General features: G+C 54.7%; 24 protein-coding genes. 9 read left to right on the forward strand and 15 right to left on the reverse strand.

Annotated features, from left to right (window positions below; genetic code table 11):
- Positions 1-12 precede the first annotated feature (12 nt).
- Positions 13-2463 carry an LPS-assembly protein LptD gene (locus ACT3TR_RS11275; protein ID WP_096278504.1) on the reverse strand — a complete coding sequence of 817 codons (2451 nt, stop codon included), beginning with the start codon at positions 2461-2463 and terminating at the stop codon, positions 13-15.
- Positions 2464-2533: 70 nt separating this feature from the next.
- Between ACT3TR_RS11275 and ACT3TR_RS11280 the strand changes: the two genes are divergently transcribed.
- The 4 genes from ACT3TR_RS11280 to speD all read left to right on the forward strand — a co-directional run bounded on the left by ACT3TR_RS11280 (position 2534) and on the right by speD (position 5603).
- Positions 2534-3541 (forward strand): aminoglycoside phosphotransferase family protein, encoded by a 1008-nt coding sequence (locus ACT3TR_RS11280; RefSeq protein WP_444625163.1) that lies wholly within the window; start codon positions 2534-2536, stop codon positions 3539-3541.
- Between the two features lie 35 nt (positions 3542-3576).
- Positions 3577-4260: an N-acetylmuramate alpha-1-phosphate uridylyltransferase MurU gene (murU, locus tag ACT3TR_RS11285; RefSeq protein ID WP_444625162.1), complete on the forward strand. Its 684-nt coding sequence runs from the start codon at positions 3577-3579 to the stop codon at positions 4258-4260.
- Positions 4261-4383: 123 nt separating this feature from the next.
- Positions 4384-4812, forward strand: a complete 429-nt coding sequence (locus tag ACT3TR_RS11290) for an OsmC family protein (RefSeq protein ID WP_096278500.1) — start codon at positions 4384-4386, stop codon at positions 4810-4812.
- Positions 4809-5603: an adenosylmethionine decarboxylase gene (gene speD / locus ACT3TR_RS11295; protein WP_096278497.1), complete on the forward strand. Its 795-nt coding sequence runs from the start codon at positions 4809-4811 to the stop codon at positions 5601-5603. The genes ACT3TR_RS11290 and speD overlap by 4 nt, the downstream gene beginning before the upstream one ends.
- Before the next feature lie 59 nt (positions 5604-5662).
- Here the strand turns inward: speD and lpxL are convergent, their stop codons facing one another.
- From lpxL to ACT3TR_RS11355, 12 genes are all read right to left on the reverse strand, one after another.
- Positions 5663-6577, reverse strand: a complete 915-nt coding sequence (gene lpxL, locus ACT3TR_RS11300) for an LpxL/LpxP family Kdo(2)-lipid IV(A) lauroyl/palmitoleoyl acyltransferase (RefSeq protein WP_444625161.1) — start codon at positions 6575-6577, stop codon at positions 5663-5665.
- Between the two features lie 12 nt (positions 6578-6589).
- Positions 6590-7690, reverse strand: coding sequence for an alanine racemase (gene alr, locus ACT3TR_RS11305; protein ID WP_444625160.1), 1101 nt, complete (start codon positions 7688-7690; stop codon positions 6590-6592).
- A gap of 118 nt (positions 7691-7808) precedes the next feature.
- Positions 7809-8783 (reverse strand): RNA polymerase sigma factor RpoS, encoded by a 975-nt coding sequence (rpoS, locus tag ACT3TR_RS11310; RefSeq protein ID WP_096278491.1) that lies wholly within the window; start codon positions 8781-8783, stop codon positions 7809-7811.
- A 165-nt stretch (positions 8784-8948) separates the two neighbouring features.
- Positions 8949-10025: a peptidoglycan DD-metalloendopeptidase family protein gene (locus tag ACT3TR_RS11315; protein WP_444625159.1), complete on the reverse strand. Its 1077-nt coding sequence runs from the start codon at positions 10023-10025 to the stop codon at positions 8949-8951.
- Positions 10026-10032: 7 nt separating this feature from the next.
- Positions 10033-10992 carry a DUF368 domain-containing protein gene (locus ACT3TR_RS11320; RefSeq protein WP_444625158.1) on the reverse strand — a complete coding sequence of 320 codons (960 nt, stop codon included), beginning with the start codon at positions 10990-10992 and terminating at the stop codon, positions 10033-10035.
- Positions 10989-11666, reverse strand: coding sequence for a protein-L-isoaspartate(D-aspartate) O-methyltransferase (locus ACT3TR_RS11325; protein WP_096278485.1), 678 nt, complete (start codon positions 11664-11666; stop codon positions 10989-10991). The genes ACT3TR_RS11320 and ACT3TR_RS11325 overlap by 4 nt, the downstream gene beginning before the upstream one ends.
- Positions 11653-12399 carry a 5'/3'-nucleotidase SurE gene (gene surE / locus ACT3TR_RS11330; RefSeq protein WP_441684268.1) on the reverse strand — a complete coding sequence of 249 codons (747 nt, stop codon included), beginning with the start codon at positions 12397-12399 and terminating at the stop codon, positions 11653-11655. The genes ACT3TR_RS11325 and surE overlap by 14 nt, the downstream gene beginning before the upstream one ends.
- A 49-nt stretch (positions 12400-12448) precedes the next feature.
- Positions 12449-13480 carry a tRNA pseudouridine(13) synthase TruD gene (gene truD / locus ACT3TR_RS11335; protein WP_096278481.1) on the reverse strand — a complete coding sequence of 344 codons (1032 nt, stop codon included), beginning with the start codon at positions 13478-13480 and terminating at the stop codon, positions 12449-12451.
- Positions 13473-13961 carry a 2-C-methyl-D-erythritol 2,4-cyclodiphosphate synthase gene (ispF, locus tag ACT3TR_RS11340; protein ID WP_441684269.1) on the reverse strand — a complete coding sequence of 163 codons (489 nt, stop codon included), beginning with the start codon at positions 13959-13961 and terminating at the stop codon, positions 13473-13475. The genes truD and ispF overlap by 8 nt, the downstream gene beginning before the upstream one ends.
- Entirely contained in the window at positions 13961-14683 is a 723-nt protein-coding gene (ispD, locus tag ACT3TR_RS11345; protein ID WP_096278477.1) for a 2-C-methyl-D-erythritol 4-phosphate cytidylyltransferase, read from the reverse strand. The genes ispF and ispD overlap by 1 nt, the downstream gene beginning before the upstream one ends.
- Positions 14680-15018, reverse strand: a complete 339-nt coding sequence (gene ftsB, locus ACT3TR_RS11350) for a cell division protein FtsB (RefSeq protein ID WP_096278475.1) — start codon at positions 15016-15018, stop codon at positions 14680-14682. The genes ispD and ftsB overlap by 4 nt, the downstream gene beginning before the upstream one ends.
- Before the next feature lie 76 nt (positions 15019-15094).
- Positions 15095-16243: a GNAT family N-acetyltransferase gene (locus ACT3TR_RS11355; protein ID WP_096278473.1), complete on the reverse strand. Its 1149-nt coding sequence runs from the start codon at positions 16241-16243 to the stop codon at positions 15095-15097.
- Positions 16244-16403: 160 nt separating this feature from the next.
- Between ACT3TR_RS11355 and ACT3TR_RS11360 the strand changes: the two genes are divergently transcribed.
- The 4 genes from ACT3TR_RS11360 to ACT3TR_RS11375 all read left to right on the forward strand — a co-directional run bounded on the left by ACT3TR_RS11360 (position 16404) and on the right by ACT3TR_RS11375 (position 23084).
- On the forward strand, positions 16404-17759 hold the full coding sequence (locus ACT3TR_RS11360) for an aldehyde dehydrogenase family protein (protein ID WP_444625157.1): 1356 nt from the start codon (positions 16404-16406) through the stop codon (positions 17757-17759).
- 87 nt (positions 17760-17846) lie between these two features.
- Entirely contained in the window at positions 17847-20468 is a 2622-nt protein-coding gene (locus ACT3TR_RS11365; RefSeq protein ID WP_441684272.1) for a GAF domain-containing protein, read from the forward strand.
- On the forward strand, positions 20465-22231 hold the full coding sequence (locus ACT3TR_RS11370) for an EAL domain-containing response regulator (protein ID WP_444625156.1): 1767 nt from the start codon (positions 20465-20467) through the stop codon (positions 22229-22231). Before ACT3TR_RS11365 ends, ACT3TR_RS11370 begins: the two co-directional genes overlap by 4 nt.
- A complete protein-coding gene (locus tag ACT3TR_RS11375; RefSeq protein ID WP_096278465.1) occupies positions 22221-23084 on the forward strand; it encodes a MurR/RpiR family transcriptional regulator in 864 nt (287 codons plus the stop codon). The genes ACT3TR_RS11370 and ACT3TR_RS11375 overlap by 11 nt, the downstream gene beginning before the upstream one ends.
- Before the next feature lie 33 nt (positions 23085-23117).
- Here the strand turns inward: ACT3TR_RS11375 and ACT3TR_RS11380 are convergent, their stop codons facing one another.
- Both ACT3TR_RS11380 and ACT3TR_RS11385 read right to left on the reverse strand, forming a co-directional pair.
- Entirely contained in the window at positions 23118-23474 is a 357-nt protein-coding gene (locus tag ACT3TR_RS11380; RefSeq protein WP_441669875.1) for a RidA family protein, read from the reverse strand.
- 65 nt (positions 23475-23539) lie between these two features.
- Positions 23540-24031, reverse strand: coding sequence for an Lrp/AsnC family transcriptional regulator (locus ACT3TR_RS11385; protein ID WP_444625155.1), 492 nt, complete (start codon positions 24029-24031; stop codon positions 23540-23542).
- Positions 24032-24271: 240 nt separating this feature from the next.
- On the opposite strand from ACT3TR_RS11385, the gene ACT3TR_RS11390 reads away from it, so the two are divergent.
- Positions 24272-25963, forward strand: a complete 1692-nt coding sequence (locus ACT3TR_RS11390; RefSeq protein ID WP_444625154.1) for a 2-isopropylmalate synthase — start codon at positions 24272-24274, stop codon at positions 25961-25963.
- Positions 25964-25973 lie beyond the last annotated feature (10 nt).

Here is a 25973-nt window from a genome sequence, read left to right on the forward strand (position 1 = left end):
CGATGGATGTCGTTATAGTGCAGTCGGACGGTAGCCAGGAATGGTCTGTTCAAAATAGCTATCTGCGTCCTGTCCAACGCCGCCTAAACCACGGAATACGAAGCGTAAAAACAAGCCGCGATCTTTAAAATCGTCGTCAATGCGGGCGGTGTCATCGTCGTCTATCCATTCGCGCCAGACGACCTGAAGGCCATAGCAGCAATTATTCCACTGGACGCCTGCCAATTGCTCAAGCGGGCGATTATTGGTCTGATCGTGCAGGTAGCTGCCAATCAAATCAATGCTAGGGCTGGCTTTCCAGGCAAACGACAAATCCCACTCTTCACGACTGTAGTCGCGAAAGCCGTCATCATCAGGCAAAACGCCGGGGTCGAACCCTTCGATCTCCCAACGGTAGCCAAGGTTCACTACGTGCCCTTCAGGATGGCGATAACGCACATCCACACTTGAGCGTTCGGTACGTTCACGATGATCATCGTAGAGCCATTCATAGCCACTGCTCCAGCGATCATTGATTTGCCAATCTAGCCGAGAGACCACCGGCGAGCGATCCCGCGTGGCCTGATAGCGGCTTTCAGGGTTAACGTTGGGATTATCTTCAGGCCGATCCGGCAGCGAATTGGGATCACCGTCGCTGTCGATACGGCGCTCATCAAAATAAGCGCTTTGCCCTATGCCAAACGAGAGCCGGTCACGCCCGGAGGCATCTTCCAGCAGCCGCGACTGAACCCCATAAGACAGCCGATTCAAGTCGCCTACGCGGTCGGCGCCGGAAAAGCGCTTCGCTGACCACAGTTGATCCCAAGAGAATGCACGCTCACGACTATCAAAGTCTGGCAGTTCGGCCTGATCGGTACGCGGCACATAGGCATAGTTGAGCCGTGGCTCTAGCGTTTGACGATACTCTCGTCCACCGAGGGCAAGCTCACGTTCAAAAACCAGCCCGCTGTCGATAGACGTCAGCGCGATGCTGCGCGTAGGCGTTGTACCACGATCCGTTTCGCGCTCGCCGTAGTCCAACTCGTAGGCCGTGTTCCAAAACTCTGTACGCGGCTCGACATAGCCCCACGGCTGCTCAAACCGCCAGCCTACCGCCGGGGTTAGATGCAGTCGGCTACCAATTGCCGCTTCGCGTTCGGGCACGCGACGCTCATCTACATCCCGCCAGAAATACGTCGCGTTAGAGCGCCATTCCGTATACAGCCCGCTGTTAAACTGCCAATCAGCGTTAGCGCTTAAGCTAGGCAGCCGATAAAACGGCTTGTCGCTATCGCTAAGCGGGTCTTCCAAGCGCTGAAACCCTTGTGCACGAGCGTCTAACTGCCAGCGCTGGCCGCGGTAATCTACCTGGGCTAATCGCTCCATGCTCACGCGATCACTGTTACCAAACTCACCGCCAAAGTCATCAAAATAGCGCCCGTCGCTGGCCGCACCGTAGCGTAACTGATAATTACTACGTTCGTTAACCCGCCCGGCATGACGCGCATCAATATACCAGCGGTCATCACCTTCAAAGCGGTTAGCGTCACCACCCGAGCCGCCGTTATCACTGTTTAAGTAGCCGCCTTCCACGGTGCCTGCGCTTTCAGAAAACAGGTAGCGATATTCGCCATTCATCAGCAGTCCGCGATCGGTCATCCAGCGCGGCGTGATGGTGGCATCATGATTAGGTGCAATGTTCCAATAAAATGGCTGAGCGTAGTCAAAACCGTCCGCTGAAAAACCAATGGAGGGCGACAGCAGCCCGGTATGACGGCGGTCATCGATAGGAAAGCGCAGCCAGGGCCAATAAAAGATAGGAATATCTTTAACTTCTAAACGCGCATTGCGCGCGGTGCCAAAGCCTTGGGCTTGATCAAGAACAATATTGCTACTCACCAGTTGCCAGCTATTTTCACCTGGGTCGCAGGTCGTAAAGCTTGCGTCTTGCAAGCGATACAGCCCCTCGCCCGTCTGCTCCAGCTGGCTAGCTTCTCCACGTAGGTGCTGATCATAGAGCACATATTGGCTGTTATTCAGCGTCGCCCGATCTTCATTTAGCCTTAACATGGCCTTTTCGCCGCGTATCAGGGCTTGCCCGTCGCGCAGCGCAATATTGCCCTCAGCATCGACCTGTTGACGGTCGGCAGGCAAAAAGATTTGCTCGGCCTGTAGTTCTTCATTACCGCGCCGTAAAACCACGTCACCGCGCAGCAGCGATTCGCCGTTGGCGGCGTAATCGACATCACTGGCTTCAAGAGACAGTGCTTCGGGGTTATCGTCGGCTGGCAAGCGGTAATCTGGCATCACGTAACGCCCACGGCAAAGCTGGGTAGACGCTTCAGCGTCTCCCCAGGCTTGCCAATCCAGCGCTTCAGCGGGCATGGTTTGACCTTGAGCCACCGCCGTAAACGAGGCGCCAGCGAGCAAACTGCCCACTAAAGTATGCGCAACCGGCAACGTGCGCGAAAATCGCTTGCCCATGTTCGTTATCCTTGGCATCCAGAATCGGTATTATACAGCCCGCATGATGCCCGACCAGCAAGGAGCTTGCATGTCCTCATATCGGATTAACGCCCTCACCACGTGGGCTGCCCAACAAAACGGCCTTTCTAAGGCCGATATTTCTCTCTCCTCTGCCGTAGGAGATGCGAGTTTTAGGCGCTATTTCCGCCTAACGCTACCCGACGGCAGCACCCAAGTGCTTATGGATGCCCCTCCTGAGCAAGAAGACTCGCAGCCTTTTGTCAGCATTGCTAAGCGCTGGCACAGCGCCGGGCTGCCGGTGCCCCAAGTACACGCGGCTAATCTAGTCGAGGGCTTTCTGCTGCTAGACGACTTGGGCAACACGCCGCTACAAGACTTGTTTATCGACGATGCGACTACACAGGCTTACCATTCGCAGGCCCTGATGCTCATCGCCAAGCTGCAAAATCGCGCTAACTCAGCGTTATTACCCGCCTATGATACGGCGCTACTCGCCCGCGAGCTCGATTTGTTTCCGCAATGGTGTCTCAGCACCTGGCTAGCGATACCACCGCCAGAAAGCTGGCAGGCAGTTCGTGAGCAGCTTATACAGCATGCTCTAGCGCAGCCAGTGGTAAGCGTACACCGTGACTTTGACGCGATGAACCTGATGGTACACCAGCAGCGTCTTTATATGATCGATTTTCAGGACGCTGTGGCTGGCCCGCTCAGCTACGATCTTATTTCTCTCCTTAGAGGACGCTATTGCCGCTTCACGGGCGAGCAGTTTGCAAGCTTCGTAGATGAATTTTATCACCAAGCGCGTCGCGACGGCAGGCTTTCAAGCAGCGTAGACTCGGCCTTGTTTTTGACCCAGTGCCACGCGATGGCTGCCCAGCGCTCACTGAAAGTACTGGGCATTTTTTGCCGGTTAACGCTACGCGATCAAAAAAGTGGCTACCTTGAGCGCCTACCTCACTTTTTGGATCATCTTGAAGATAGCCTTTTAGCTCTGCCGGAGCAGGCGGCCTTTGCTCACTGGGTAAATACCACCCTGCGCCCTGCGATTATTCAGCGGCTAGCGGAAGCTCATTAATAGCAATGGATGCAAATACAGATGAAAATAGCCGCATGAAAGCAATGATTTTAGCCGCAGGGCTCGGTAAGCGTATGCGCCCACTGACCGATCACTGCCCCAAGCCGCTGCTGCCGATCGCAGGCAAACCGCTGATTGCTTATCATCTTGAGCGTCTTCGTAGCGCTGGCATTCAAGACGTTGTTATCAATGTGAGCTATCGTGCCGAGCAAGTCATTGCGGCACTGGGCGACGGTGACTCTTATGGACTGCGCATTCATTGGAGCCGCGAAACGTCGCCCTTAGAAACCGGTGGCGGTATCCAGCAGGCCCTGCCGCTGCTTGGCGAGGCGCCTTTTCTGCTGGTCAATGGCGACGTATGGTGTGAAGCACTTCCTCGCCCGCAAGCGCTAAAGGGCAACGACTTGGCGCACCTAGTGCTCGTGGACAATTCTACTCATCACATTGATGGAGATTTTGGGATTTTGGCCGGGCGCGTCAATCAAACCAGCCACCCGCGCTTAACCTTCGCCGGCATTAGCGTGATTCATCCAGCGCTGCTGGCCGGGCACGTACCGGGCGCCTTTGCTTTAGCCCCGCTGCTTAAAGACGCTATCAATGGCGGGCGCGTGAGTGGTGAGCATTACACAGGCCATTGGGTCGATGTAGGAACACCGGAGCGACTTGCAGCGCTGGAAAATCAATTACACGCTGCTAGCCGCCATATCCCAACGTCGTGAAGCGACTATCGTTAAACGGCTATCGCGAAGGCAATAATTCAGAGAAACGGTGAAGAGAGGCGCGCAGGCCAAGAAATGTTATGCTGCGCGACTTACCTTTCGCGCCTAGATGAGGAGAGCCACGTGAAAGCACGGGTAAAATGGACCGACGGGCGACAATTTGTGGCGGAATCCGGCAGTGGCCATAGCGTTGTGATCGACGGCCCGCCGGATCACGGCGGCCGCGACACCGGCCCTCGCCCCATGGAAATGTTGCTAATGGGCATGGGCAGTTGCACTGCCTTTGATGTGCTTAATATTCTTGATAAGGCACGTGCTGATGTCACTGACTGCGTAGCGGAACTTGACGCTGAACGCGCTGATGACGTGCCCGCCGTATTTACCAAGATCCACGTGCATTTTGTGGTGACCGGGCGCGGCCTGAAAGAGAAACAAGTTGAGCGTGCTGTTGGGCTCTCCGCTGAAAAATACTGCAGCGCGTCGATCATGTTGAGCAATGGCGGCGTCGACATCACTCACTCTTTTGAGATTATTGAGGAGGTTCGGGCATGACCGACAGTCTCCGACTCCACGGGTTTAACAACCTGACCAGTTCGCTGAGCTTCAACATTTATGACATCTGCTATGCCAAAACTGAAGAGCAGCGAGAAGCCTACATCGACTATATCGATGAGCTCTATAACGCTGAACGTTTGACGCAGATTCTCAAGGATGTCACCAATATTATCGGCGCTCACGTGCTGAATATTGCCCGCCAAGACTATGAGCCTCACGGCGCTAGCGTGACAATTCTGATTGCCGAGCATGAGCTAGACGAAGCCGCTCCGGATCAGATCAAGCCCGGCCCTGGCCCGCTGCCAGAAACAGTGGTCGGCCATCTGGACAAGAGCCACGTCACGGTTCACAGCTACCCTGAGTCGCATCCTGATAACGGCATCAGCACCTTTCGCCTAGATATCGATGTTTCCACCTGTGGCCATATCAGCCCGCTAAAGGCGCTTAACTACCTAATCCATAGCTTTGATTCAGATATTGTTACTATGGACTACCGTGTACGTGGCTTTACGCGCGACGTAGATGGCAAAAAATTGTTTATTGATCATGCGATTACTTCCATTCAAGACTACCTTGCTGAAGACACGAAGCATGCGTATCAGATGATGGACGTTAATGTGTATCAAGAAAATATGTTCCATACCAAAATGCTGCTCAAAGACTTTGAGCTGGACAATTACCTGTTCGGCACCTCGCGCCGTGATATCACGTTTGAAGAAGCGCGTGATATTGAGAGCCGCCTGCGTAAAGAAATGCTGGAAATCTTTTACTCCCGCAATCTGGATTAAACGCGGCGACCAAACGTCAAAAGCCGGCTTTCGCCGGCTTTTTTCGCGTGACTTGCTGATTAGTAAAGGCTGGGCTCGCCCTCAGGGCGCGTCTTAAACCGCCGATGCAACCAAAGGTACTGCTCCGGATGCTTGCGGATAGCAAGCTCGATAAACTGATTAACCCTTGCTGCATCTACTTGCTCATCGCCGCTTGGAAAACCATCAAAGGCGGGCAGGCACTCAATAGTGTAGGTCCGGTTATCCGGATTACGGTGAAACATCAGCGGTACCACGGGCGCACCGGTCATGCGCGCAATTTTTGCAGTAAGACGAATGGTCGATGCCTGCTGCCCAAATAATGGCGCAAATACGCTGACATCACGGCCAAAATCTTGGTCCGGCGAATACCATACAGTGTGCCCGGCCCTAATACGCCTTACCACGCCTCGCAGGTCATGACGATCAATCGCCTGGCCAAAAATACGCGAGCGAGCACGCGTCATAAACCGCTCAAAAAGCGGATTGTTATGCGGGCGATACACCACGTCAGCGGGGAAAAATAGCGAGTGCAGCGCACCGCCTAAATCCAGCGTCGAGAAATGAATACCGATGACCAGCACCCCTTTCCCTTGAGATTGAGCGCGCGCAAGATGCTCTTGGCCTATATAGGCCACGCGGTGCCGCAAGCCTTCTGCATCGCGACACCAGCCGGTCGCCGTTTCAATCAGACCCACACCGTTCGCGATAAACGTGTCTTTAACCAGCTGGTGCTGCTCGTCAGCACTCTTTTCAGGAAAACACAGTTTGATATTGGTACGGGTAATATGCCGGCGCCGCTTAGCAACGCGCCATACGATAAGCCCAAGCGCTTTGCCAATCGCCATTTTTAACCGCCATGGAAGCCAGGAGACAAAGTACATAGCGCCAATGGCCAACCAGGTGGGCCAGTAATAGGGGTGCGCGAAAGAGCGCGGATAACGTGTTTTGGACATAGAAATAACCGTTTAAACAGAGCACTCATGATAACGTCGCGGCGCTCGGGGCAGCACGCCCGTTAGCAACGTATAGCTAATCGTATCGCAGTAGCGGGCAACTTCATCAACCCGCAGCACTTCACCATTTTGGGCGCGGCCCCACAGCACCACGTCACTGCCAATCGCCGCATCCGGAACGTCGGTGACATCAACGGTGAGCATATCCATAGAGACTTTTCCGGCAATGGGGCAGCGCTGACCGTTCACCAGCACCGGCGTACCGTCTACCGCATGGCGGTCGTAGCCGTCGCCATAGCCGCAGGCGACAACGGCAATTCGCGAGCGCCGCTGCGCCCGCCATCTACCGCCATAGCCTACCGGCTCACCCTCTTCAAGCTCCCGCAGGGCAATGATTTTTGAACGCAGGGTCATTACCGGCTGCAGCTGCTGGGTGACCTCATTGGCGACTTCTAAGGGATCGCTGCCGTAAAGCATCACGCCAGGGCGATTCCAGTCACCATGCGCAACCGGCCAGGCCAACGTGGCCGGTGAGTTGGCTAAACACAGTGGCGCATCCAGCGCACTGGCTAGCGCCTGTATCTGCTCCATCTGCTGGTTGAAACAGCGATTATCGAGGGCATCCGCGCTGGCGAAATGGCTCATCAAATGCAGCGCCGCTACGCTAGGTGCGGCCTTAAGTTGACGCCAAATATTCTCGGCTTCATGCGGCGCAAAGCCCAAACGGTGCATACCTGAGTCAACTTTCAACCACACAGGAATCGGCTGATCGGGGCGAGCCGCTAGCAGCGCATCGACCTGCCATTGACTGTGAACAGCAATCCAAAAGCCATGAGCGTCCACCAGGGCCAGCTCATTAGCAGTGAATATTCCTTCAAGTAGCACGATCGGCTGCGTAATACCGCCTTCGCGCAGCGTCAAGGCTTCTTCGATGCAGGCGACCGCAAATGCAGGAGCAAGGCTCTCCAGTGCACGGGCGCACTCTAATGCGCCATGACCGTAGGCATCGGCTTTAATAACTGCCACTGAGCGACTGTGAGGCGCACAGCGACATGCCAGCTGATAGTTATGGCGTAATGCATCCAGATCAATCTCAGCGACGAGTGGGCGCATGTGTTTTCTCTCTGACGTGACTTCATTGTAAAAAATTCAGCACTAAAAAGCCGAGCAAGCACCTAATGGCACTTGCCCGGCTTAGCGAAATAACATTATTAGTCTGTGGTTAGCCGGCTTAAGTCTCGAACAGAGCTTCCAGAGAAAGACCTTGTTTTTCTAGCGAACGGCGCAGCTTCTTGAGCGCCTCCACTTGAATCTGGCGCACGCGTTCGCGGGTTAGGCCAATTTCAGCCCCCACCTCTTCAAGGGTTGCCGACTCATGACCACGCAGCCCAAAGCGACGCACGACCACTTCACGCTGCTTTTCGCTAAGCTCATCCAGCCAAAGATCGACATGCTCTTTAACATCGCCGTCAACTAGGCAGGCTTCCGGCCCTTGCACCTCATCATCGGCCAACGTATCAATAAGAGGTTTATCGCTTTCACCGCCCATTGGGTAATCAACCGATGACACGCGCTCATTGAGGCCGAGCATTTTCTTCACCGCCTCGACAGGCTTATCAAGATGGTCGGCGATTTCTTCCGCAGTGGCTTCATGGTCAAATTTCTGCGTTAACTCACGCGCCGCCCGCAGGTAAATATTCAGTTCTTTGACGACATGAATCGGCAAGCGAATCGTGCGCGTCTGGTTCATCAGCGCACGCTCGATGGTTTGACGAATCCACCAGGTGGCATAGGTCGAAAACCGAAAGCCGCGCTCAGGGTCAAACTTTTCTACCGCGCGAATCAGGCCTAAGTTGCCCTCTTCAATCAGATCCAGCAACGTTAGGCCACGATTGAGATAGCGACGTGCGATTTTGACCACCAGCCGCAGATTGGACTCAATCATTCGTGAGCGCCCCATCGGGTCATCCTTACGCGCTAAGCGGCCATAATAAACTTCTTCTTCAGGCGTCAATAATGGCGAAAAACCGATTTCGTTGAGATAGATTTGCGTAGCATCCAAGCTTTGGGTCGATTGCCGATCCTCACGCCCTAGCGCTTTTTCAAAAGCATCTTCTTCTACCGCAATCTCATTATCGGTATCGTCAAGCGCTTCTTCCGCAGCATCCAGGTCAACCTCCTGTAGATCTTTCTCCAACACACTCATGGCCCTACCCCCTGATGTCGCCTACCCGCCATTTAGAAGACCAAAGGTGAACGCACGAATGCGCTCACTATATTGTTATGTGACAATTGTTATATGACGCTCGAATACAGCCATTCGGGTAACTTTCAAGCAAAACACTTGTGTCTCACGTTGCCCGCGAGAGGGTTAGCGAGAAGGTAAAAAGTCCAAAGGATTTTGCGGTTGCCCGTCACGGCGCACTTCGAAATGCAGCCTGACATTTTCGGCGTCGCTATCCCCCATGGCGGCGATCACCTCACCGGCTTCCACGACGTCGTTTTCGCTGACGCGTAGACTATCGTTATGCGCATAGGCGCTTAGGAACTGATCGTTATGCTTGAGAAGAATGAGGTTACCGTAGCCCCTGACGCCACTGCCCGCATAGACCACAATGCCGGGACCCGCTGCTTTGACAGGTTGCCCCTTTTCGCCTCGGATATCAATCCCGGCGGTGATGCTATCGCCCTGCCCAAACTCTCCTACCACATTGCCATTCGTGGGCCATTGCCATGCTATGTTTTCGGCAGGCGTATAGGTCCGTGAGGAACGATCGACACTCGCGGCTTGCGTGGCCGGCGCAGCTTCTGGCTTGGGCTCTGGCTTAGCCTCAGGTTGAGGTGCCGGCTGTTCAGCGGGTGCAGGTGATGGCTCCGGCTCAGCAACAGCAACAGCGGCGACGACTTCCGGTTCAGGTGTAGAGGCAACTGCTGGCGAGGTGCCTGTCGATCCTTCAGCGACTTGCTCTGCCGCGTCTACGGCATTGCGCTCAGCGGTCAGTCGCTGATTGCGCTGAATCGCAGACTCATCGGGCAGCAGCCAATCTAGCTCCTGGTCATCGCGAGCGACGGAGGCAGTCTGTGGGCTCAAGCCGGTCGCGACAGCACCGCCGCCACTTGAGGGCGTCGCCGCTGGCTGGCTGCTGGCCACGGATGCTGACTGAGCAGCCCCTTCACGCAGAGCAATTGTTTGCCCTGGGCGAATTTGGTAGGGCGCGGCGATATTATTCATCGCCGCCAGCTGGCGATAGTCTAAATTATGTTGCCATGCAATGCCGTACAGCGTATCGCCCGCCTTCACCGTGTATTGAGGCGAACTTTCTACTGCATTACGCGCGTCGCTCAAATCACGCACTTGAGGCGAACCACCCTGCTGGCTAGCGCAACCGGCAATGGCCAGGGTCAGCGCCGATAGCATAAGCACTTTATGTATATAATCTTTACGCATGTAGGTCTTACTCCTTTTCAGCGCCAGGCTTGTTATCGATTGGCTGGCGGTCTGCATGTCGGTTGAGTAACACCACGATCAGTGCACCAAAAGCCATTAACGCGACAACGCCAACTACTTGTGCCGAAGCACCGGTCAATACGGCATAGTCAGCGGGTAATAAATAGCGGTGTTCAAGAGGGATCATTTGTCCTTCAGGACCTATTTGATAGCGCAGCAGTTCGCGCCATGGCCAAAGCACCGGTAACGAGCCGACTATAAAGCCCAGTAGCAGCTGCATGGTTGAGGTGTGATGGCGCCGCAGAAGCCATGATAACAGCCGCGAAAAAAGCGCCAGCCCGACCACACATCCCATTCCAAACAGCACAATAATACCGAGATCCAGGCTACGTATCGCCCCCATGATGGTGCCGTAGAGTCCCATTGTCAGCAATAGAAAGCTACCTGACACGCCCGGCAACAGCATAGCGCTGATGGCGATGCAGCCTGCGACCATTACTACCACTGCCTCATTGCCAATAAGCAAGACCAGCGGCATCATGCCTGGCAAGGCCTGGGCCAACAATAGGCCAACCAATAGTGGCAATACGTACCATAGCTTCCAGCCACTGCTCGCTTGCCCCACCACTAACGCCGATGCCGCCACTAAGCCAAAAAAGAAGCCGTCTAATAGCAGTGGGTGCGCTTCCATCAACCATAGCGCTAAATGTGCGACGCTAAACAGGCTGATCCCAACGCCGGCCAAGAGTGGCACTAGAAAGGCCAGATTCAAATGCACACTTAGGGCTCGCCAGCCCCCTCGCCGCCACACGCCGATAGCGCTTGGGCTAAACCGCTTAATCGTTTCAATCAGCTCTTCATAAATTCCGCTAATAAAGGCAATCGTGCCTCCCGATACGCCGGGAACCGCGTCGGCGGCGCCCATTCCAGCACCACGCAAAAATATCCCCAAGGGTCGCCGCTTCAATCCACTACTCCTTGCAGTAAAGGTACAAAACGAACGGGTTCAAGCCGACGTTTTTCAAAGGCACCACCAATTCGCTTTACCTGGGTAAGCCACTGGCTGCCATCGGGTTCTTCCAACGGCGCAATCAGTACGCCGTCGTGAGTCAACTGTTCTAACAATGAAGCGGGCAACGTTTGCGCGCAGGCGGTGAGCAAAATAACGTCAAATGGCGCAACCTCAGGCCAGCCGTAACCACCGTCGGCGACCGCTAATATTGCCGGCGCTGCTAGCCGACGCAAACGCTCCACGGCACGTTCATGCAGTGCATTAATACGCTCGATGGAATACAGCTGCTCCACTAAGCGCGATAAGATTAATGTTTGGTAGCCAGAGCCAGTGCCCAGTTCCAATACGCGGCGCGGTGCTGTACGCAGCACAAGCTCCGTCATGCGCGCCACAATCCATGGCTGCGACAACGTTTGCCCGTAGCCAATAGGCAGGGCAGTGTCTTCATAAGCGCGGTGAGCCAGCGCCTCATCAACAAACAAATGACGCGGTTCATTCGCCATCACATCCAGCACCCGGGCATCATTGATCCCCTGCTGCATGAGGCGCTCAACCATGCGGTCACGCGTGCGCTGAGAAGTCATTCCACGACCGCGCAGCTCATCGGGCAATAAGTTAGGCAAAAACATTCAACCAATTTTGAACATCGTTTAACGCAGGATGACGCGTAAGATCGGTTTGCAGCGGCGTAATCGACACATAGCCCGCCTCGATTGCAGCAAAGTCGGTATCTTCACCGTCATCCGCATTCGCCGCCACGGGTGCGATCCAGTAACGCGTCCGCCCACGCGGATCCTTTACTTCTAACGGCTTATCTGCCGGCCCGCGATACCCAAGGCGCGTCACCTTCACGCCTTTAATATCTTCCCAGGGTATGTCGGGCACATTAACGTTGAGCAGCGTACGGGGTGGTAGCGAAAGCTGCTCCGCCGCGCCTATCAGCGTGGAGGCGACTCTTGCGGCCGTGGCGAAATGGCGTTCGCCGCATAGCGATATCGCAAACGCCGTCATACCCAAGTTACGCCCTTCCATGGCGGCCGCGACCGTTCCTGAATAAAGCACGTCGTCGCCAAGATTACTACCGTGATTAATCCCTGCAATCACTAAATCAGGCTTTTGCTCCCATACGCCGTGAACACCTAAATAAACACAGTCTGCGGGGGTGCCATCGACGCTATAAAAGCCATTATCCAGCGCCGTCAATGAGAGCGGCCGCGACAGCGTAAGCGAATTACTAGCGCCACTTCGGTCGCGATCAGGTGCCACGACGCGAATATTAGCGTGAGCCAACAGCGCATCATGCAACGCACGCAGACCGGGGGCATGGACACCGTCATCATTTGAAAGCAGCAGTCGCCGCATTGTAGCTCTCCTCGATATACCGGCAATGGCCGCCGTTCAGTCATCGCCGTCAGCTGACCGCGATCAGTTCACTCAGGACGGCAGTAGCAAAACTACCCCGCGGCAAGGCAAAGGAAAGCCGAACGGCTTCGGCTTCCCACGTAAGCTGCGGCTCTAATAAACGCATACGCAGCGCACGGCGAGCTTGCTTTACGCCACTGCGCTCCAACCCTTCACACAGCGCCGCATATTGTTGCAACAGCCGTGACTCATAGCCGGCGATCTCGCCCTGACTCGGCTCGCCAACGCCCCACAAAATCCCAGTGGGATGAATATCTAACGCGGCAGCACGGGCACTCAACGTGTCATCGGCTTGCTCAATGTTAAACACGCTTTGCGTACCGTCCAGCATCAGGGTGTCGCCTGCAAGGGGCTGACACCAGGTGCCATCCGCCAAGCGTTCGCTGAGCAGCTCATTAAATAAGAAGCTGCGCGCGGTAGACAGCATCATACCCTGCCGGTCGTCGCGCTTTCGCCAACCTCGGTTAAGTAACGCTTCGGCGCGCTGAAGGTTGCGCCCATCGGGGCCAAAGCGCTGGGGGCCAAAATAGTTAGGCACGCCATGCTGGCAAAGCGTTTCCCAGCGACGGATAAAGCCCTCTTGATGAATCGCCTCACCGCTGATCCGCAGCACGAATCTATTGGTGCGGTGAACGCCACGTTTGAGTTTACGCGGATGGCGCACCTGCTCGACGACCGTAACGCCCAGCGATTTAAGCGATTGCTCCAGATCCGCCGGCGCATCGCGACCCGGCAGATGCACGCTTAGCCACTGGCGCGTCACGGCGATGCGGTCTTTCATACCGGAATAACCAATATCGCGGGGCGTAACGCCGCACAGCCGACTCAGCGTATTGACGACGTCTAATGTCGTTTGATTACGCTTTTCTACTCTCAGCCACAGATGCTCGCCATGGGCTTCTGGAATAAAATCAAGCTGCTCATCCACCCAGAAATCTTCTGGCTGAGCGCGGTACTGACCTGGCTGTGGAGGGCCGAACTGAGCATCAAGATAGCGCTGCCATGTCGGCATATTAATCATTAAGCGTCTCTATTCGGTTTAGCAGCACCACGGCTTCCGCAGCGATGCCTTCGCCGCGCCCGGTAAAACCCAGCCGTTCGGTGGTGGTGGCTTTAACGTTAACCTGGCCAAGCGCAATATTAATATCGTTAGCGATAACGGCGCGCATTGCTTCGATATGCGGCGCCATTTTGGGCGCCTGCGCCATCAGCGTGGCATCAAGGTTAACCACGTCATAGCCCTGCCCTCTCACAAGGCTCACCACATGACGCAGCAAGTCACGACTATCAGCCCCCGCCCAGGCGGGGTCGATATCTGGAAAGTGGCGACCAATATCACCCAGTGCGCACGCGCCTAGAAGTGCATCGCTAATGGCGTGCAGCAGCACGTCGCCATCTGAGTGGGCAACAAAACCCTGCTCAAACGGCAGTTTGACGCCGCCTATCATTAGGTGGTCGCCGGGGCCGAAGCGGTGTACATCAAATCCATGGCCAATACGCATTACAGGCACCTTTCTGACGTTTCATCGATTTGGGAGACAAGCGCCTGGGACGCAATAATCGCGGTAGCCAGGGCTAAATCATCTGGATGCGTTATTTTCAAATTATCACGCCGGCCGCTGACTAATTGAGGGCTTTCACCCAGCGCTTCAACCGCCGAGGCTTCATCGGTCACTACCGTGTTCTGGCGGCGAGCCGTTTCCAAGGCACGACGCAGCAAGGCATAGCGAAACCCTTGAGGCGTTAGCGCATGCCACAGCCCATCGCGAGACTCCGTGCGCACGCTCAGGCCTTGATCATTACCACGCTTCATAGTGTCGGCAACGGGCATTGCTAGCAGCGCACCGCCGGGGTGATTGGCCGCGGCACGATAAAGTGCCAGTAAGTCACCGTGCGTGATGCAGGGCCGCGCCACGTCGTGCACCATCACGATATCGTCATCCTGAGCTTCCATGGCATGCAGCGCATTCAGTACGCTGTCCATCCGCTCACTGCCACCCGACACCCGCTGCCAATGGGCAAACGGCACCCAGTCAGGGGCAAACCAATGGTCGTCATTATCCAGGCACAGCACCAGCCGAGCGCTTGGAAACGCGCCATGTAGGCGCTTTAACGTATGAGCCAGTATCGGCTGGCCGGACAGGGTTAAATACTGTTTGGGTTTACTGGCGCCCATGCGGCGACCCTGACCCGCGGCAGGCACTATCAGCCACGTCTGACTCACGGCGGCGGCTCTTGCGGAGCGATTAAGCCAGCATTAATGCCGATCAGCTCATTTTTGATCGCCACACCGGGCACCCAGAAAAACTGCTCGTCGGTACGCACCATTCCCATATCGCTGCGCGCCCGCTCTTCGATCGCATCCAGACCGGTTTTCAAATCCATCACCTCAGCCGCAAGCCGCGCGTTGCGCTCACGCATAGGCAGATTGTTCGCTTCCTGTACCGCGACTCGGTGCTCTACATTCTGCAAATCTCGCCAGCCGCCGTTGCCCAACCATAGCTCATACTGAAGCAGTGCGACCACCGCGAGCAGCGCCATCACTAGCCATTTACGCATCGCTGCTCTCTCCTGTAGGTCCGCTAAATTTAAAAACGCATTATGCCATTAAGGCGCAACACCAGCGAGCCGCCGTTTATTTAAAGGGAAGCGCATCATGCGCCGACGCGCGATAGGCGCGCACGTGCTCACTCTCTTCGTGGCAAAACTGCCCAACGCCGGCGGCAAGCCCAGGGTGGCTGATGTAATGCAGTGAGCGCACTCGCTGCGGTGTAAAGCCGCGCACCAATTTGTGCTCACCCTGCGTACCGGGATCAAACAGCGTCAGGCCATGCTGCAAACAGTACTCGATGCCCTGGTAATAACAGGCTTCAAAATGCAGGCAGTCAGCGACGACTTCGCTTCCCCAGTAGCGCCCGTAAAGCGAATCGGTGCCACGAAAATAGAGCGCCGCTGCGACCGGGCGCCCCTCACTGTGCGCTTGAACCAATACCAACGCCTCCGGCATGCTTTGGCGCAGGCGCTCAAAAAAATCATGGTTGAGATACGGCGCGCGTCCACGCTCATGGTAGGTCATCGTATAGCAGCGAAAGAAATGCGCCATCGCCGCTGACGTAATGGCATCACCCTCTAGCCGTAACACGCTTAAGCCCTGGTCTGCGACCAGGCGGCGCTCACGCTTGATCATCTTGCGACGCTTAGAGGTTAGCGTCGCAAGAAAGCCATCAAAGTCACCAAAACCGCGGTCACGCCACTGAAACTGCACGCCTTCACGGGTGATGAGATCAGGACACTGCGCCTGCCAGGCAGCGACGTCAGCCTCGTTGGCGAATAACAAATGCCAGCTGGAAAGCGCCTGACTCTCGCACTGCTCCCGCCACGCCTGCGCCAAACAATCACGCACGGCCCCGGTATCGGCCCGCTTTGCGATCAGCGTGCGCACTCCCGGCACTGGCGTGAACGGCACGGCACTGAGTGCTTTAGGATAGTAGCGGCCACCGGCACGCTCTAAGGCTTCCGCCCAGCCCCAATCAAATACATACTCACCGTAGGAATGATGTTTACGGTACATCGGCATCGCCGCAACTAGCTGCTCATCTTGCCAGACACTCAGATGGCAAGGCTCCCAACCAGTCGCCATGCTGACGGAGCCACTGGCCTCTAAAGCATGCAAAAAAGCGTGGCGTAAAAATGGCTGGTCGTCGTCTACCAGTGAATCCCATTGGCTTGCCGTTACGGCCGCCATAGTGGGTAGAATGGTGAGCGAAAGTGGACGTGACGACATAGCATCTCCGGTGAGTGCAGGGCTTACAGAGCGCACAGGGCTAGCGCACAGTCCACTCTGCAAGCCCTTGCCTGTGCCACTTTACACTAACTGTTTAGATAGACGCTTTATATGAACGGTTTAATCACCCTACGCCGAAAACGGCGCACAAGGAGGGGCCATGACGCGCGATCTAACGGGAGATTTTCAAACGCAGCGCCAAGCTGCGGACCAACAGCCCTACCCGACTCTAAAGATTCGGCGTGACCGGCTAGCGCGCTTAGCCCGTATGACTAAGCACCATCAGCTAGACATTATACGAGCAATTCAAACGGATTTCGGCCAACGCAGTGACGTTGAAATACGTATAGCTGAAATCAGCGCGGTGCTGCATGCGATTCGCTATGCCAGGCGCCACTTATGGCGCTGGATGCGGCCAGGCATGGCAAGCATGCCATTGCGACTGCTACTCGCTCGCGCACGCATTGCGCCTCAGCCGCTGGGCGTGATTGGCGTGATGTCGCCCTGGAACTATCCTTGGAGCTTAGCGTTAATGCCCATCGTGGATGCGTTTGCCGCTGGCAACGTCGCCATGCTCAAGCCCAGCGAGCACACTGCCAACACCAGCGCTCTGCTCAAGCGCTTAGTCCCGCAATACTTCACACCCGAAGAGCTGTGCGTGGTAGAAGGCGGCGTCGAGATGGCGCGTCGCTTTAGCGAATTGCCGTTTGACCACCTAGTGTTTACCGGCTCCGGCGCCGTTGGGCGCCAGGTAGCCCAAGCGGCCGCGCGAAATTTAACTCCAACGACGCTGGAGCTAGGCGGTAAATCGCCAGCAATGGTGGCCAGCGATGTGGATCTGGACCAAGCCGCCGCCGCGATTATCTTCGGCAAAGGTATGAATGCTGGGCAAACCTGTATCGCCCCTGATTACGTGCTGGTTGAAAGCCGCCACCTTAGCGCCTTGGTGACGGCGTTAAGCAATGCGATTGTGCAGCAGCGCCCTAATGATCATGCCGTCACGCATGCGATCAATACGACTCACCAAGACCGCCTCGACCATATGCTGCAAGAAGCCCGCGACCACGGCTGTAGGATCATTGATCATGGCGCCCATGCACCTGCACTGATTATTGATCCTCACCAAGAACTGCAGGTCATGCGCGAAGAAATTTTTGGCCGCTGCCTACCCATCATTGGCGTTAGCGATATGGCCGCGGCAGTAAGCTACGTGAATGCTCGGCCACACCCGCTGGCGCTGTATGCATTCACACACGATAAGGGCTTGCAACAGCAGCTATTGCGCACCACTCATTCCGGTGCTCTGGTGTTTAACGCAACGCTCCTTCATCACGCGGTGCCTTCCCTGCCGTTTGGCGGCGTAGGCGAAAGCGGTATGGGCGCTTATCATGGCCGTCACGGCTTTGAGCGCTTTAGTCATTTACGCGGCGTATTTTATCAAGCTAAACGCACACCTAGTCACATGCTCTATCCGCCGTATCGGCGCTGGCTCATGAAACTCATTGGGCTAGGCTAAAGCTTATGCGTTAATGACCGATAGGTAATAGGCTATTGGTATAGCGACCTTGTGGTATTTTTACTCATTCACTGCCGCGGAATCATCATGCAAGCCCCCGACACCCCTCATAATGAAACACAGCGTTTGGCGGCTTTGCATGCTCTCCATGTACTCGACACGCCTAAAGACCAGGCATTTGAGCGCATGGCACAACTGGCCCGCGACCTGTTTGACGTTCCTATCGCGCTGGTCTCGTTAGTCGATAAAGAGCGCCAATGGTTTAAATCGCATCAGGGGCTCGACGCCTGTGAAACCAGCCGTGAACTGTCTTTCTGTGCGCACGCGATTTATCATGAAACGCCGCTGGTAATTGAAGACACGCTTAAAGATAAGCGCTTTTTCGATAATCCTCTGGTCAACGACGCCCCTCATATCCGATTTTACGCAGGCTATCCGTTACGGCCGTTAAACGGCATGGCAGTAGGCACGCTGTGCCTCATCGACAGTCAGCCTCGCCCTTTCAGCGAACGTGATTTAATGCTGCTTGGCAGCTTGGCAGCACAGGTAGAAGAGCTACTTCGTCAACACAAGCGACAGGTGGAACTCACTCGTATAGCGCGTAGTTTTGAAGCGCTTTTTACTAAAAGCGCGACGGCCAAAATACGGATTGATCGCTCTGGCCATATTGCGGCGATTAATCCTTTTGCGCTAAACCTGCTTGGCTATACAGAAAATGAGCTAATCGGGCAAAACATTGCAGTGCTCACACCGCCTGACATTTCGATCCATCATGACAGGTTTATTGCTGACTATCTTGCCGGTGGCGAGCCCAAAGTTATTGGTCGAGGGCGTGAAGTCGAAGCGCTGCACAAAGACGGCCGCCGCATCCCCGTCCACCTTGCGATTAACGCCATTCACAACGATCAAGGCCGTGTCGTTGAATTCCTGGGCGTATTGACAGACCTCACTGAAATTTACGACGCTAATCGTAGAATTCGTAAAGAGGAAAATCTGCTCAAGATACTCCATCAGGGCATTACCGATTATCAAGCCCTCATGTCGGGCGAGCGTCTGTGGACATTTCTCATGGAAGCGCTGCGCGAGCTTACCGACAGTGACTACGCATTGATTGGCGAAGTGATGCCCACCGACACCACTAATGCCCTCAAAATTCACGCGATGACCGACCTTTCATGGAGTGAAGAGTCTAAGCATCTAATGGAGAAGTTGCGCAGCGGCGATATGACGCTGACCAACCCTAACTCGCTATTAGGCAGGGTATTTGCCTCGGGCGAGGTGATTATGACCAACGACGTTTATCGTCATACCAAACGCGGCGGTTTTCCTGCCGGACACCCGCGTATTAACAATTACTTAGGCGTACCTATTGTTAGCGGCGATCAATTGATTGGCATGTTCGCCATTGCCAACAGTAAGCAGCCACTTAATCAGGCGTTGCTCGACTGGCTTCAACCGTTTACCGACACCTGCGCGCTATTGATCAATCTCTACCGGCAAATGGCCGAACGCGAACAGGTAACGAGCGACCTAGCCAGCGCCCGCGATCTTGCTGAAAAAGCCAATCAAGCTAAAAGCGAATTTCTGTCATCGATGAGCCACGAGCTACGCACTCCGCTCAATGCCATTATTGGTTTTTCCCAACTGCTCGGTAAGGCGCGCCGCGATCCTCTCAGCGACAAGCAGCAGCGCCAAGTGGGCCAAATAGAAAAAAGCGGCCAGCACCTGCTCAGTTTAATCAATGAAGTGCTGGATTTAGCTCGAATTGAAGCGGGTCATGTACAGTTTTCAATTGAGCCTATATTGATGCAGAACGTGCTTGATGACGTGTGCAGTACGCTTGAAGCGACAATCGAAGCAGCGGGGATTACGCTCACCTCCATGCCGTTCTCAGAACCGTGGTACGTAGCCGCTGACTACACGCGCACGAAGCAGGTACTACTCAACCTGCTTTCTAATGCCATCAAATACAACCACCAGCACGGCACGATCAGGATTGCAGCCGAACCGCTTGATGATGAGCTGCGCATCAGCATTATCGATTCGGGCACTGGCATAGCCATCGAGCGTCAACACGAGCTTTTTGAACCATTCAATCGCTTAGATGCAGAACATGGTTCTATCGAGGGCACCGGCATCGGCCTCGCTATTACGCGCGAGCTGGTAGAACGTATGCAAGGGCGCATTGGTATGACTAGCCATTCCGACGTCGGCTCAACGTTCTGGTTTACACTGCCGATAACCGAACGAGACGCCTCAGAAGAACAGCCCTCTGCCTTTCAGAATGCAGGCGCCAACGCCAGCCACCAGCATCAATTTCAGCTGCTTTATATTGAAGACAACCCGGCTAACCAGCGGCTGATGGACGACATTATTGAAGAGTTCAGCCATATACGCCTTCAAACCGTTGTCAGCGCTGAGCTAGGGCTTGAAATAATGCGCCACGCTCCGCCCGATTTAGTGCTAATGGATATCCATTTACCCGGCATGAACGGCTTTCAAGCGCTAGATATCATGCAGAAAGATCCGCAGCTTAAGCATATTAAAGTTATTGCATTATCCGCTAATGCCATGGAGCGCGACCGTAGTTATGGCCTAGCCGCAGGCTTCAACGACTATTTAACCAAACCGATTGATATAGAAAAACTGACGCTCACACTTAATCATTTTCTTTATACTGCCGCTACTAAGCCCTGGAAGGCACCATGACACTCGTTCATAAACATCTACTCATCGTAGATGACAGCAGCGTTAATGTTGAGCTACTGCTTGACCTGCTGGATGAGCATGGCTTTGAAAATACGCATGGTATCAGTGACCCACGCCTAGTACTTGCGCACTGTCAGCAACAGCTTCCTGATCTCATTTTACTTGATATCCGCATGCCGCATTTGGATGGCTATGCAGTGATTAATCAATTGCACGAGCACTTTGCCCACCGCATGCCGCCGGTAATCGTGTTAACTGCTCAAGTTGACGATCAAACGCGTCATCGCGCATTAAACCTAGGCGTGCGAGACTTTATTACCAAGCCTCTTAAGCACGACGAGGTACTGCAGCGGATCCGCAACACGCTCAGCCTTGAACAGCGCTACCAAGTACGCGACCAGCAGGCGGAAACGCTTGAGCGGATGGTCGCAAAGCGCACCAAAGAACTCAACCGCCAATCGCTTACCGACCCTACTACTCAGCTCCCTAATCGCCGCGCCCTAACTCAGCGACTCAGAGAAGCATCAATGGGCGGGGGCGATACGGGGCTATTATTTGTAGCCGTTGACCAGCTTGACGACGTTGTACGGCTGCATGGTTACAGTGTTGCTGACCAGCTAATGATGCATATTAGCCACCAGCTTGCCGACTGCCTCGAGCAAGGCAGCGAGCTAGGCTTATGGGGTGGCAGCGAGCTACTGGTGATCGTGAACAGTAGCGAACCGGCGTGCCTTCAACAGCTTGCAGAACGCCTATTGGGTTGCTTTGAGTATGATCAGTCTTTCAACCACTTATTAATACCGCTGAATGCGCGTATTGGCATTAGCTGTTCGCAGGCCCGCTTTAAAACGGAGCGGCTTGTACGCATGGCCGCACTGGCGCTACCCCAGAAAGACTGCCCTCCTATCCAGCATTACTGCGAAGCGCTGGAAGCCCAGCAACGCCACCGCTTGTACCTGCAGCAAGCGCTGCGCGGCGCCCCTCAGCGCGGCGAGATGTCACTGCTCTTTCAGCCGAAAATTGCATTAACCACCCAGCAAATTATCGGGGCTGAAGCTCTATTGCGCTGGCACCATCCTGAACTAGGTCATATTTCACCGGCAGACTTTATTCCGCTCGCTGAAGCCAGCGGTGATATCCTCGCGATTGGCGAGTGGGTACTTGAAGAAACCATGCAGTACATAGTGGCATGGCGCGCACGCGACCTGTTAAGCGACGATTTTCATATTGCGGTCAATGTGGCGGCTAGGCAGCTGGCGCGCAAAGATTTTACCGAGCGCCTGCTAGCGCAGCTGGCCAAACACGATATCCCCGAGCGTTTTATCGCGCTGGAGGTGACCGAATCAGGCTTAATGAGTGACATACACAACGCCAAAGCGCAGCTTTCGAAACTCTCAGAGGTCAATATTGCCGTTGCTATCGACGACTTTGGTACGGGATATTCATCGCTGGCCTACATTAAGACCTTGCCCTTCTCAACATTAAAAATTGATCGCGCTTTTGTGATGGACTTGGCCACCAGTGAGAAGGACCGCCTATTAGCGCGCACTATCACGCAGCTTGCCCACAGCGTGGGCTGCGACGTGGTAGCAGAAGGCATTGAAACGGCAGATCAAGCGGCGTATTTACGTGCTATGGGCTGTGAAGCCGCACAGGGTTACTTTTACGCCCGCCCGCTACCTGCTGAAGAATTTGTCACCTGGTGTTCCGAATGGAAGCCGCCTTTTTCCACTACTGACACGGAGACCGTTAATGGCTCATGACTTGCTGGACCGCCTACGCGAACGACTGGAAGAACTCAACCGCTCGGAGCGCAAAGTCGCGAATGTCATTCTTGAAGATCCTACGCTAGCGACCAGCCTCAGCATCGCAAGCTTAGCTCAGTCAGCCAGCGTCAGTGAGCCTACGGTTAATCGTTTTTGCCGCAACTTTGGTGCCAAAGGCTATCCCGATTTCAAAATCAAGCTCGCTCAAAGCCTTGCAGGCGGTACACCGTATGTCACCCGCGCAGTAGAACCCGGGGACTCTGCGACCCAGTACACGCATAAGATTTTTGGCGCCACGATTGCAGCGCTCGATGAAGCCCAGCGCGAGATCGATATCACCGCCGTAGAGCGCATGGTTGACTATCTCACCCAGGCTAAGCAAATTCATTTTTTTGGTTTAGGTGCTTCTGGCGCAGTTGCCCAAGATGCGCAGCACAAGTTCTTCCGCTTTAACCTGCCGGTAATGGCCTACATAGACGTGCTCATGCAGCGCATGGTAGCTGCTGCCTGCCATACTGGTGACGTGGTGGTGATTATTTCCTACACCGGACGCACTCGGGAACTGGTCGACATTGCTCGCCTGGCCCGCGAAGCAGGGGCAGTCGTTCTTGGCATTACGGCCCCCAAATCGCCGCTGGCTCAAGAGTGCACGGCCACACTGGACGTCGCTACCCCAGAGGACACCGACCACTACATGCCGATGACCTCGCGGGTTATTCAATTAACGCTGATTGACGCACTAGCCACCGGCGTGACGTTAAGGCGTGGGGAAGACTTTTTGCCACATCTCAAAAAAATCAAAGACAGCCTGCGAGACACCCGCTTTCCAATCGAAAAAGCGGCCAAATAAAAGTGAGCAGTGGCCGTTAGCAGCTAAGCGTTATCAGCTCACAGCGACGGTAACGGTAATTTCAACTTTCAGTTCATCGGCCGGCATCGGTGCGCACACGCAAGTGCGGGCTGGTGCGTAACCTTCTGGCACCCAGGCATCCCACACGTCGTTCATGGCGGCAAAGTCACTGCCCTCTTTTAGATAAATGGTGGCGCTCAGCAGCTGCTCACGACTGCTCTTAATCTCTTTCAACAGTGCGTCTACACGCGCCAGCATGCTTTCTGTTTGGGCCGTAATATCGCCATTGCGAACCTCGGGGCCACATACTTGGCCACACAGATATGCAACACCCTGGTGAATAACGGCACGGCTCATGCGGGCTTTTGTATCGTGACGTTGAATAGTCATAGTGCAAACTCCTAACCGGTTGAAAAAAATAAGTTTAAACCGATGCGCTTGTCATTGACCATGGTTTATTGCCCAAGATGGTCTGTCGGCACCGGCCGATGCTCAAAGACACGTCGCAGCACAAAGCTGGTATGCGCGCCCGTCACGCCCTCAATACGGTTAATCACGTGCAGCAGCAGGTGCTGATAATCGTCCATATCGCGCACTAATAACTTGAGCTGAAAGTCAGCGGCTTGACCGGTAATGATCAAACATTCAATGACGTTAGGAACCTCACGGATGTGGCGTTCGAAGTTATCAAAGCGTTCAGGCGTGTGTTGGTCCATGGAAATATGTAAGAGCGCCATTAGCTGGTAGCCAAGCTGACGCGCATCGACTTCTGCGCGATACTGGCGTATCAAACCGTTTTCTTCCAGCGCACGCACCCGGCGTAAACAGGGCGAGGGCGAAAGTCCGATACGATCGGCTAATTCCTGATTACTGATACGCCCCTCCTGCTGAACAATATTTAATATATGTCGGTCAAAACGATCCAGAGCAAGCGGCGTCACGGCCATAACCAGCATCTCCTGCCAAATAAGCATTATTTAAAGATATAAGCTGCCAATTATCCTCTCTACGTACACATCTTCGCAACAAACTATCGGCGCAGATCATTTACACTGTGTATGCTGCCAAAAGCAGTCACGACGTCAGTGCGGCTTTTCAGTACCCCCGTGATGCTTAGCACTGATGAACAACGGCTTACGTTACCCGCAGCCGATATCCATTTAACGGTTACTTTCAGGAAGATCACTATGTCTGCTTTCGATCATCGCAAATATCGCCCTGCCCCCCGCGTTCCCGCCTTCAATCGCCAATGGCCAGATCGTGATCTTGACCATGCGCCGATTTGGGTGAGTGAAGATCTACGCGACGGGAACCAGGCGCTGCTTGAACCGATGACCGTTGAGCAGAAGCAACGCCTCTGGCACCAGATCGTAAAAGTAGGCATCAAAGAGGTCATGGTAGGTTTTCCTTCGGCTAGCCAGCCCGACTACGACTTCGTGCGCTGGCTAATCGATGAAGACCAAATTCCTGACGATGTCACTATTGCGGTACTGGTTCAGTGTCGTGAACACTTAATTGAAAAGACGTTTGCTTCACTGGTGGGCGCAAAACGCGCCATTGTTCACCTGTATAATTCGACCTCGACTATTCAGCGCGAACGCGTATTTGAAATGGATCGCGCGGGCATTGTCGATATCGCCGTTCAGGGAGCTACGTGGGTTAAAACCTATGCCGATCGCTACCCTGATATTCAGTGGTGTTTTGAATATACCCCGGAAAGCTTCTCCAGCACTGAGATCGATTTCTCGCTGGCGATCTGCGAAGCGGTAATGGATGTATGGCAGCCAACGCCTGATAACAAGTGCATTCTCAATCTTCCCACCACGGTGGAAGTGGCGGGCCCTCATCACCATGCCGATCAGATTGAGTATTTCTGCCAGAACATCAGTCGTCGCGACAGCGTGATCATATCTGTACATACCCACAATGACCGCGGCGGTGCAGCGGCCTCCGCCGAGCTCGCCCTGCTAGCCGGTGCTGAACGTGTAGAAGGCACGCTGTTGGGTAACGGCGAGCGCACGGGCAACATGGATATCGTCACGCTGGCGATGAACCTTTACAGCCAGGGCATTGACCCTGAGCTTGACTTGTCTAACCCTGATGAAATCATTCAGGTAGTCAACGAATGTACGGGCATTGCGATACACCCACGCCACCCCTGGGTGGGTGAGATGGTTTACACCGCCTTTTCAGGCAGTCATCAGGATGCGATCCGCAAATCCTTAAAGCACCAAAAGCCCGACGAGCCGTGGCAAGTGGCCTACCTGCCCATCGACCCTCACGACATTGGCCGCGATTATCAGGCGGTCATTCGCGTCAACAGCCAGTCAGGTAAAGGCGGCATGGCGTTCCTGCTTGAGCGCGATTATGGCATTAACCTGCCACGCTGGATGATGTTGGCCTTGGCTCCCTATGTGCAGCAGGAAAGTGAACAGCGCGCCAGTGAGCTATCAAGCGCCATGGTTCGCCAAGTAATGTTCGATCAATTCACCCAGGAAGCGCCGCTCTCGCTGGGCGATTATCGCCTTTCTAAAGGCCAGCAAGAAGGCATTGAAGTCACGCTGCGCGAGGGTGACAAGCCGCTACGCCTTTCTGGCAAAGGCAATGGTGCCATGTCAGCCTTCACCGATGCGTGGCAAACCCACTCGGGTAGCAGCGTGAGTATTCTTGATTACAGCGAACACTCGCTGGGCGCCAGCAGTGAGGCTAACGCCATTGCCTTTGTACAACTGAATATCGATGGTCAGCGGGTCTGCGCCGTTGCCGAAGATAGCGATACGGTCAGCGCTTCGCTGAAAGCACTGATTTCAGGTATCAATCTAGCGGCCAATCCAGCCAATACGGCCGCCTCTCATAAAGCTGAGCGTGAATTGGCTTAGTTATTTTTCA

The sequence above is a fragment of the Halomonas sp. AOP12-B1-6 genome, assembly GCF_052379225.1.
In the GTDB taxonomy this organism is placed as follows: domain Bacteria; phylum Pseudomonadota; class Gammaproteobacteria; order Pseudomonadales; family Halomonadaceae; genus Vreelandella; species Vreelandella casei.

What these genes read in the sequence shown, in the direction of transcription:
- ACT3TR_RS11390 (WP_444625154.1), top strand. Translation starts at nt 24,272, where the DNA reads ATGTCTGCTTTCGATCATCGCAAATATCGCCCTGCCCCCCGCGTTCCC.
- murU (WP_444625162.1), top strand. Translation starts at nt 3,577, where the DNA reads ATGAAAGCAATGATTTTAGCCGCAGGGCTCGGTAAGCGTATGCGCCCA.
- ACT3TR_RS11380 (WP_441669875.1), bottom strand. Translation starts at nt 23,474, where the DNA reads ATGACTATTCAACGTCACGATACAAAAGCCCGCATGAGCCGTGCCGTT.
- ACT3TR_RS11355 (WP_096278473.1), bottom strand. Translation starts at nt 16,243, where the DNA reads ATGTCGTCACGTCCACTTTCGCTCACCATTCTACCCACTATGGCGGCC.
- rpoS (WP_096278491.1), bottom strand. Translation starts at nt 8,783, where the DNA reads ATGAGTGTGTTGGAGAAAGATCTACAGGAGGTTGACCTGGATGCTGCG.
- ACT3TR_RS11365 (WP_441684272.1), top strand. Translation starts at nt 17,847, where the DNA reads ATGCAAGCCCCCGACACCCCTCATAATGAAACACAGCGTTTGGCGGCT.
- ACT3TR_RS11385 (WP_444625155.1), bottom strand. Translation starts at nt 24,031, where the DNA reads ATGGCCGTGACGCCGCTTGCTCTGGATCGTTTTGACCGACATATATTA.
- ACT3TR_RS11375 (WP_096278465.1), top strand. Translation starts at nt 22,221, where the DNA reads ATGGCTCATGACTTGCTGGACCGCCTACGCGAACGACTGGAAGAACTC.
- ftsB (WP_096278475.1), bottom strand. Translation starts at nt 15,018, where the DNA reads ATGCGTAAATGGCTAGTGATGGCGCTGCTCGCGGTGGTCGCACTGCTT.
- speD (WP_096278497.1), top strand. Translation starts at nt 4,809, where the DNA reads ATGACCGACAGTCTCCGACTCCACGGGTTTAACAACCTGACCAGTTCG.
- ACT3TR_RS11315 (WP_444625159.1), bottom strand. Translation starts at nt 10,025, where the DNA reads ATGCGTAAAGATTATATACATAAAGTGCTTATGCTATCGGCGCTGACC.
- ACT3TR_RS11325 (WP_096278485.1), bottom strand. Translation starts at nt 11,666, where the DNA reads ATGTTTTTGCCTAACTTATTGCCCGATGAGCTGCGCGGTCGTGGAATG.
- truD (WP_096278481.1), bottom strand. Translation starts at nt 13,480, where the DNA reads ATGATTAATATGCCGACATGGCAGCGCTATCTTGATGCTCAGTTCGGC.
- alr (WP_444625160.1), bottom strand. Translation starts at nt 7,690, where the DNA reads ATGCGCCCACTCGTCGCTGAGATTGATCTGGATGCATTACGCCATAAC.
- ACT3TR_RS11360 (WP_444625157.1), top strand. Translation starts at nt 16,404, where the DNA reads ATGACGCGCGATCTAACGGGAGATTTTCAAACGCAGCGCCAAGCTGCG.
- ACT3TR_RS11370 (WP_444625156.1), top strand. Translation starts at nt 20,465, where the DNA reads ATGACACTCGTTCATAAACATCTACTCATCGTAGATGACAGCAGCGTT.
- surE (WP_441684268.1), bottom strand. Translation starts at nt 12,399, where the DNA reads ATGCGGCGACTGCTGCTTTCAAATGATGACGGTGTCCATGCCCCCGGT.
- ispF (WP_441684269.1), bottom strand. Translation starts at nt 13,961, where the DNA reads ATGCGTATTGGCCATGGATTTGATGTACACCGCTTCGGCCCCGGCGAC.
- lpxL (WP_444625161.1), bottom strand. Translation starts at nt 6,577, where the DNA reads ATGTCCAAAACACGTTATCCGCGCTCTTTCGCGCACCCCTATTACTGG.
- ACT3TR_RS11280 (WP_444625163.1), top strand. Translation starts at nt 2,534, where the DNA reads ATGTCCTCATATCGGATTAACGCCCTCACCACGTGGGCTGCCCAACAA.
- ACT3TR_RS11275 (WP_096278504.1), bottom strand. Translation starts at nt 2,463, where the DNA reads ATGGGCAAGCGATTTTCGCGCACGTTGCCGGTTGCGCATACTTTAGTG.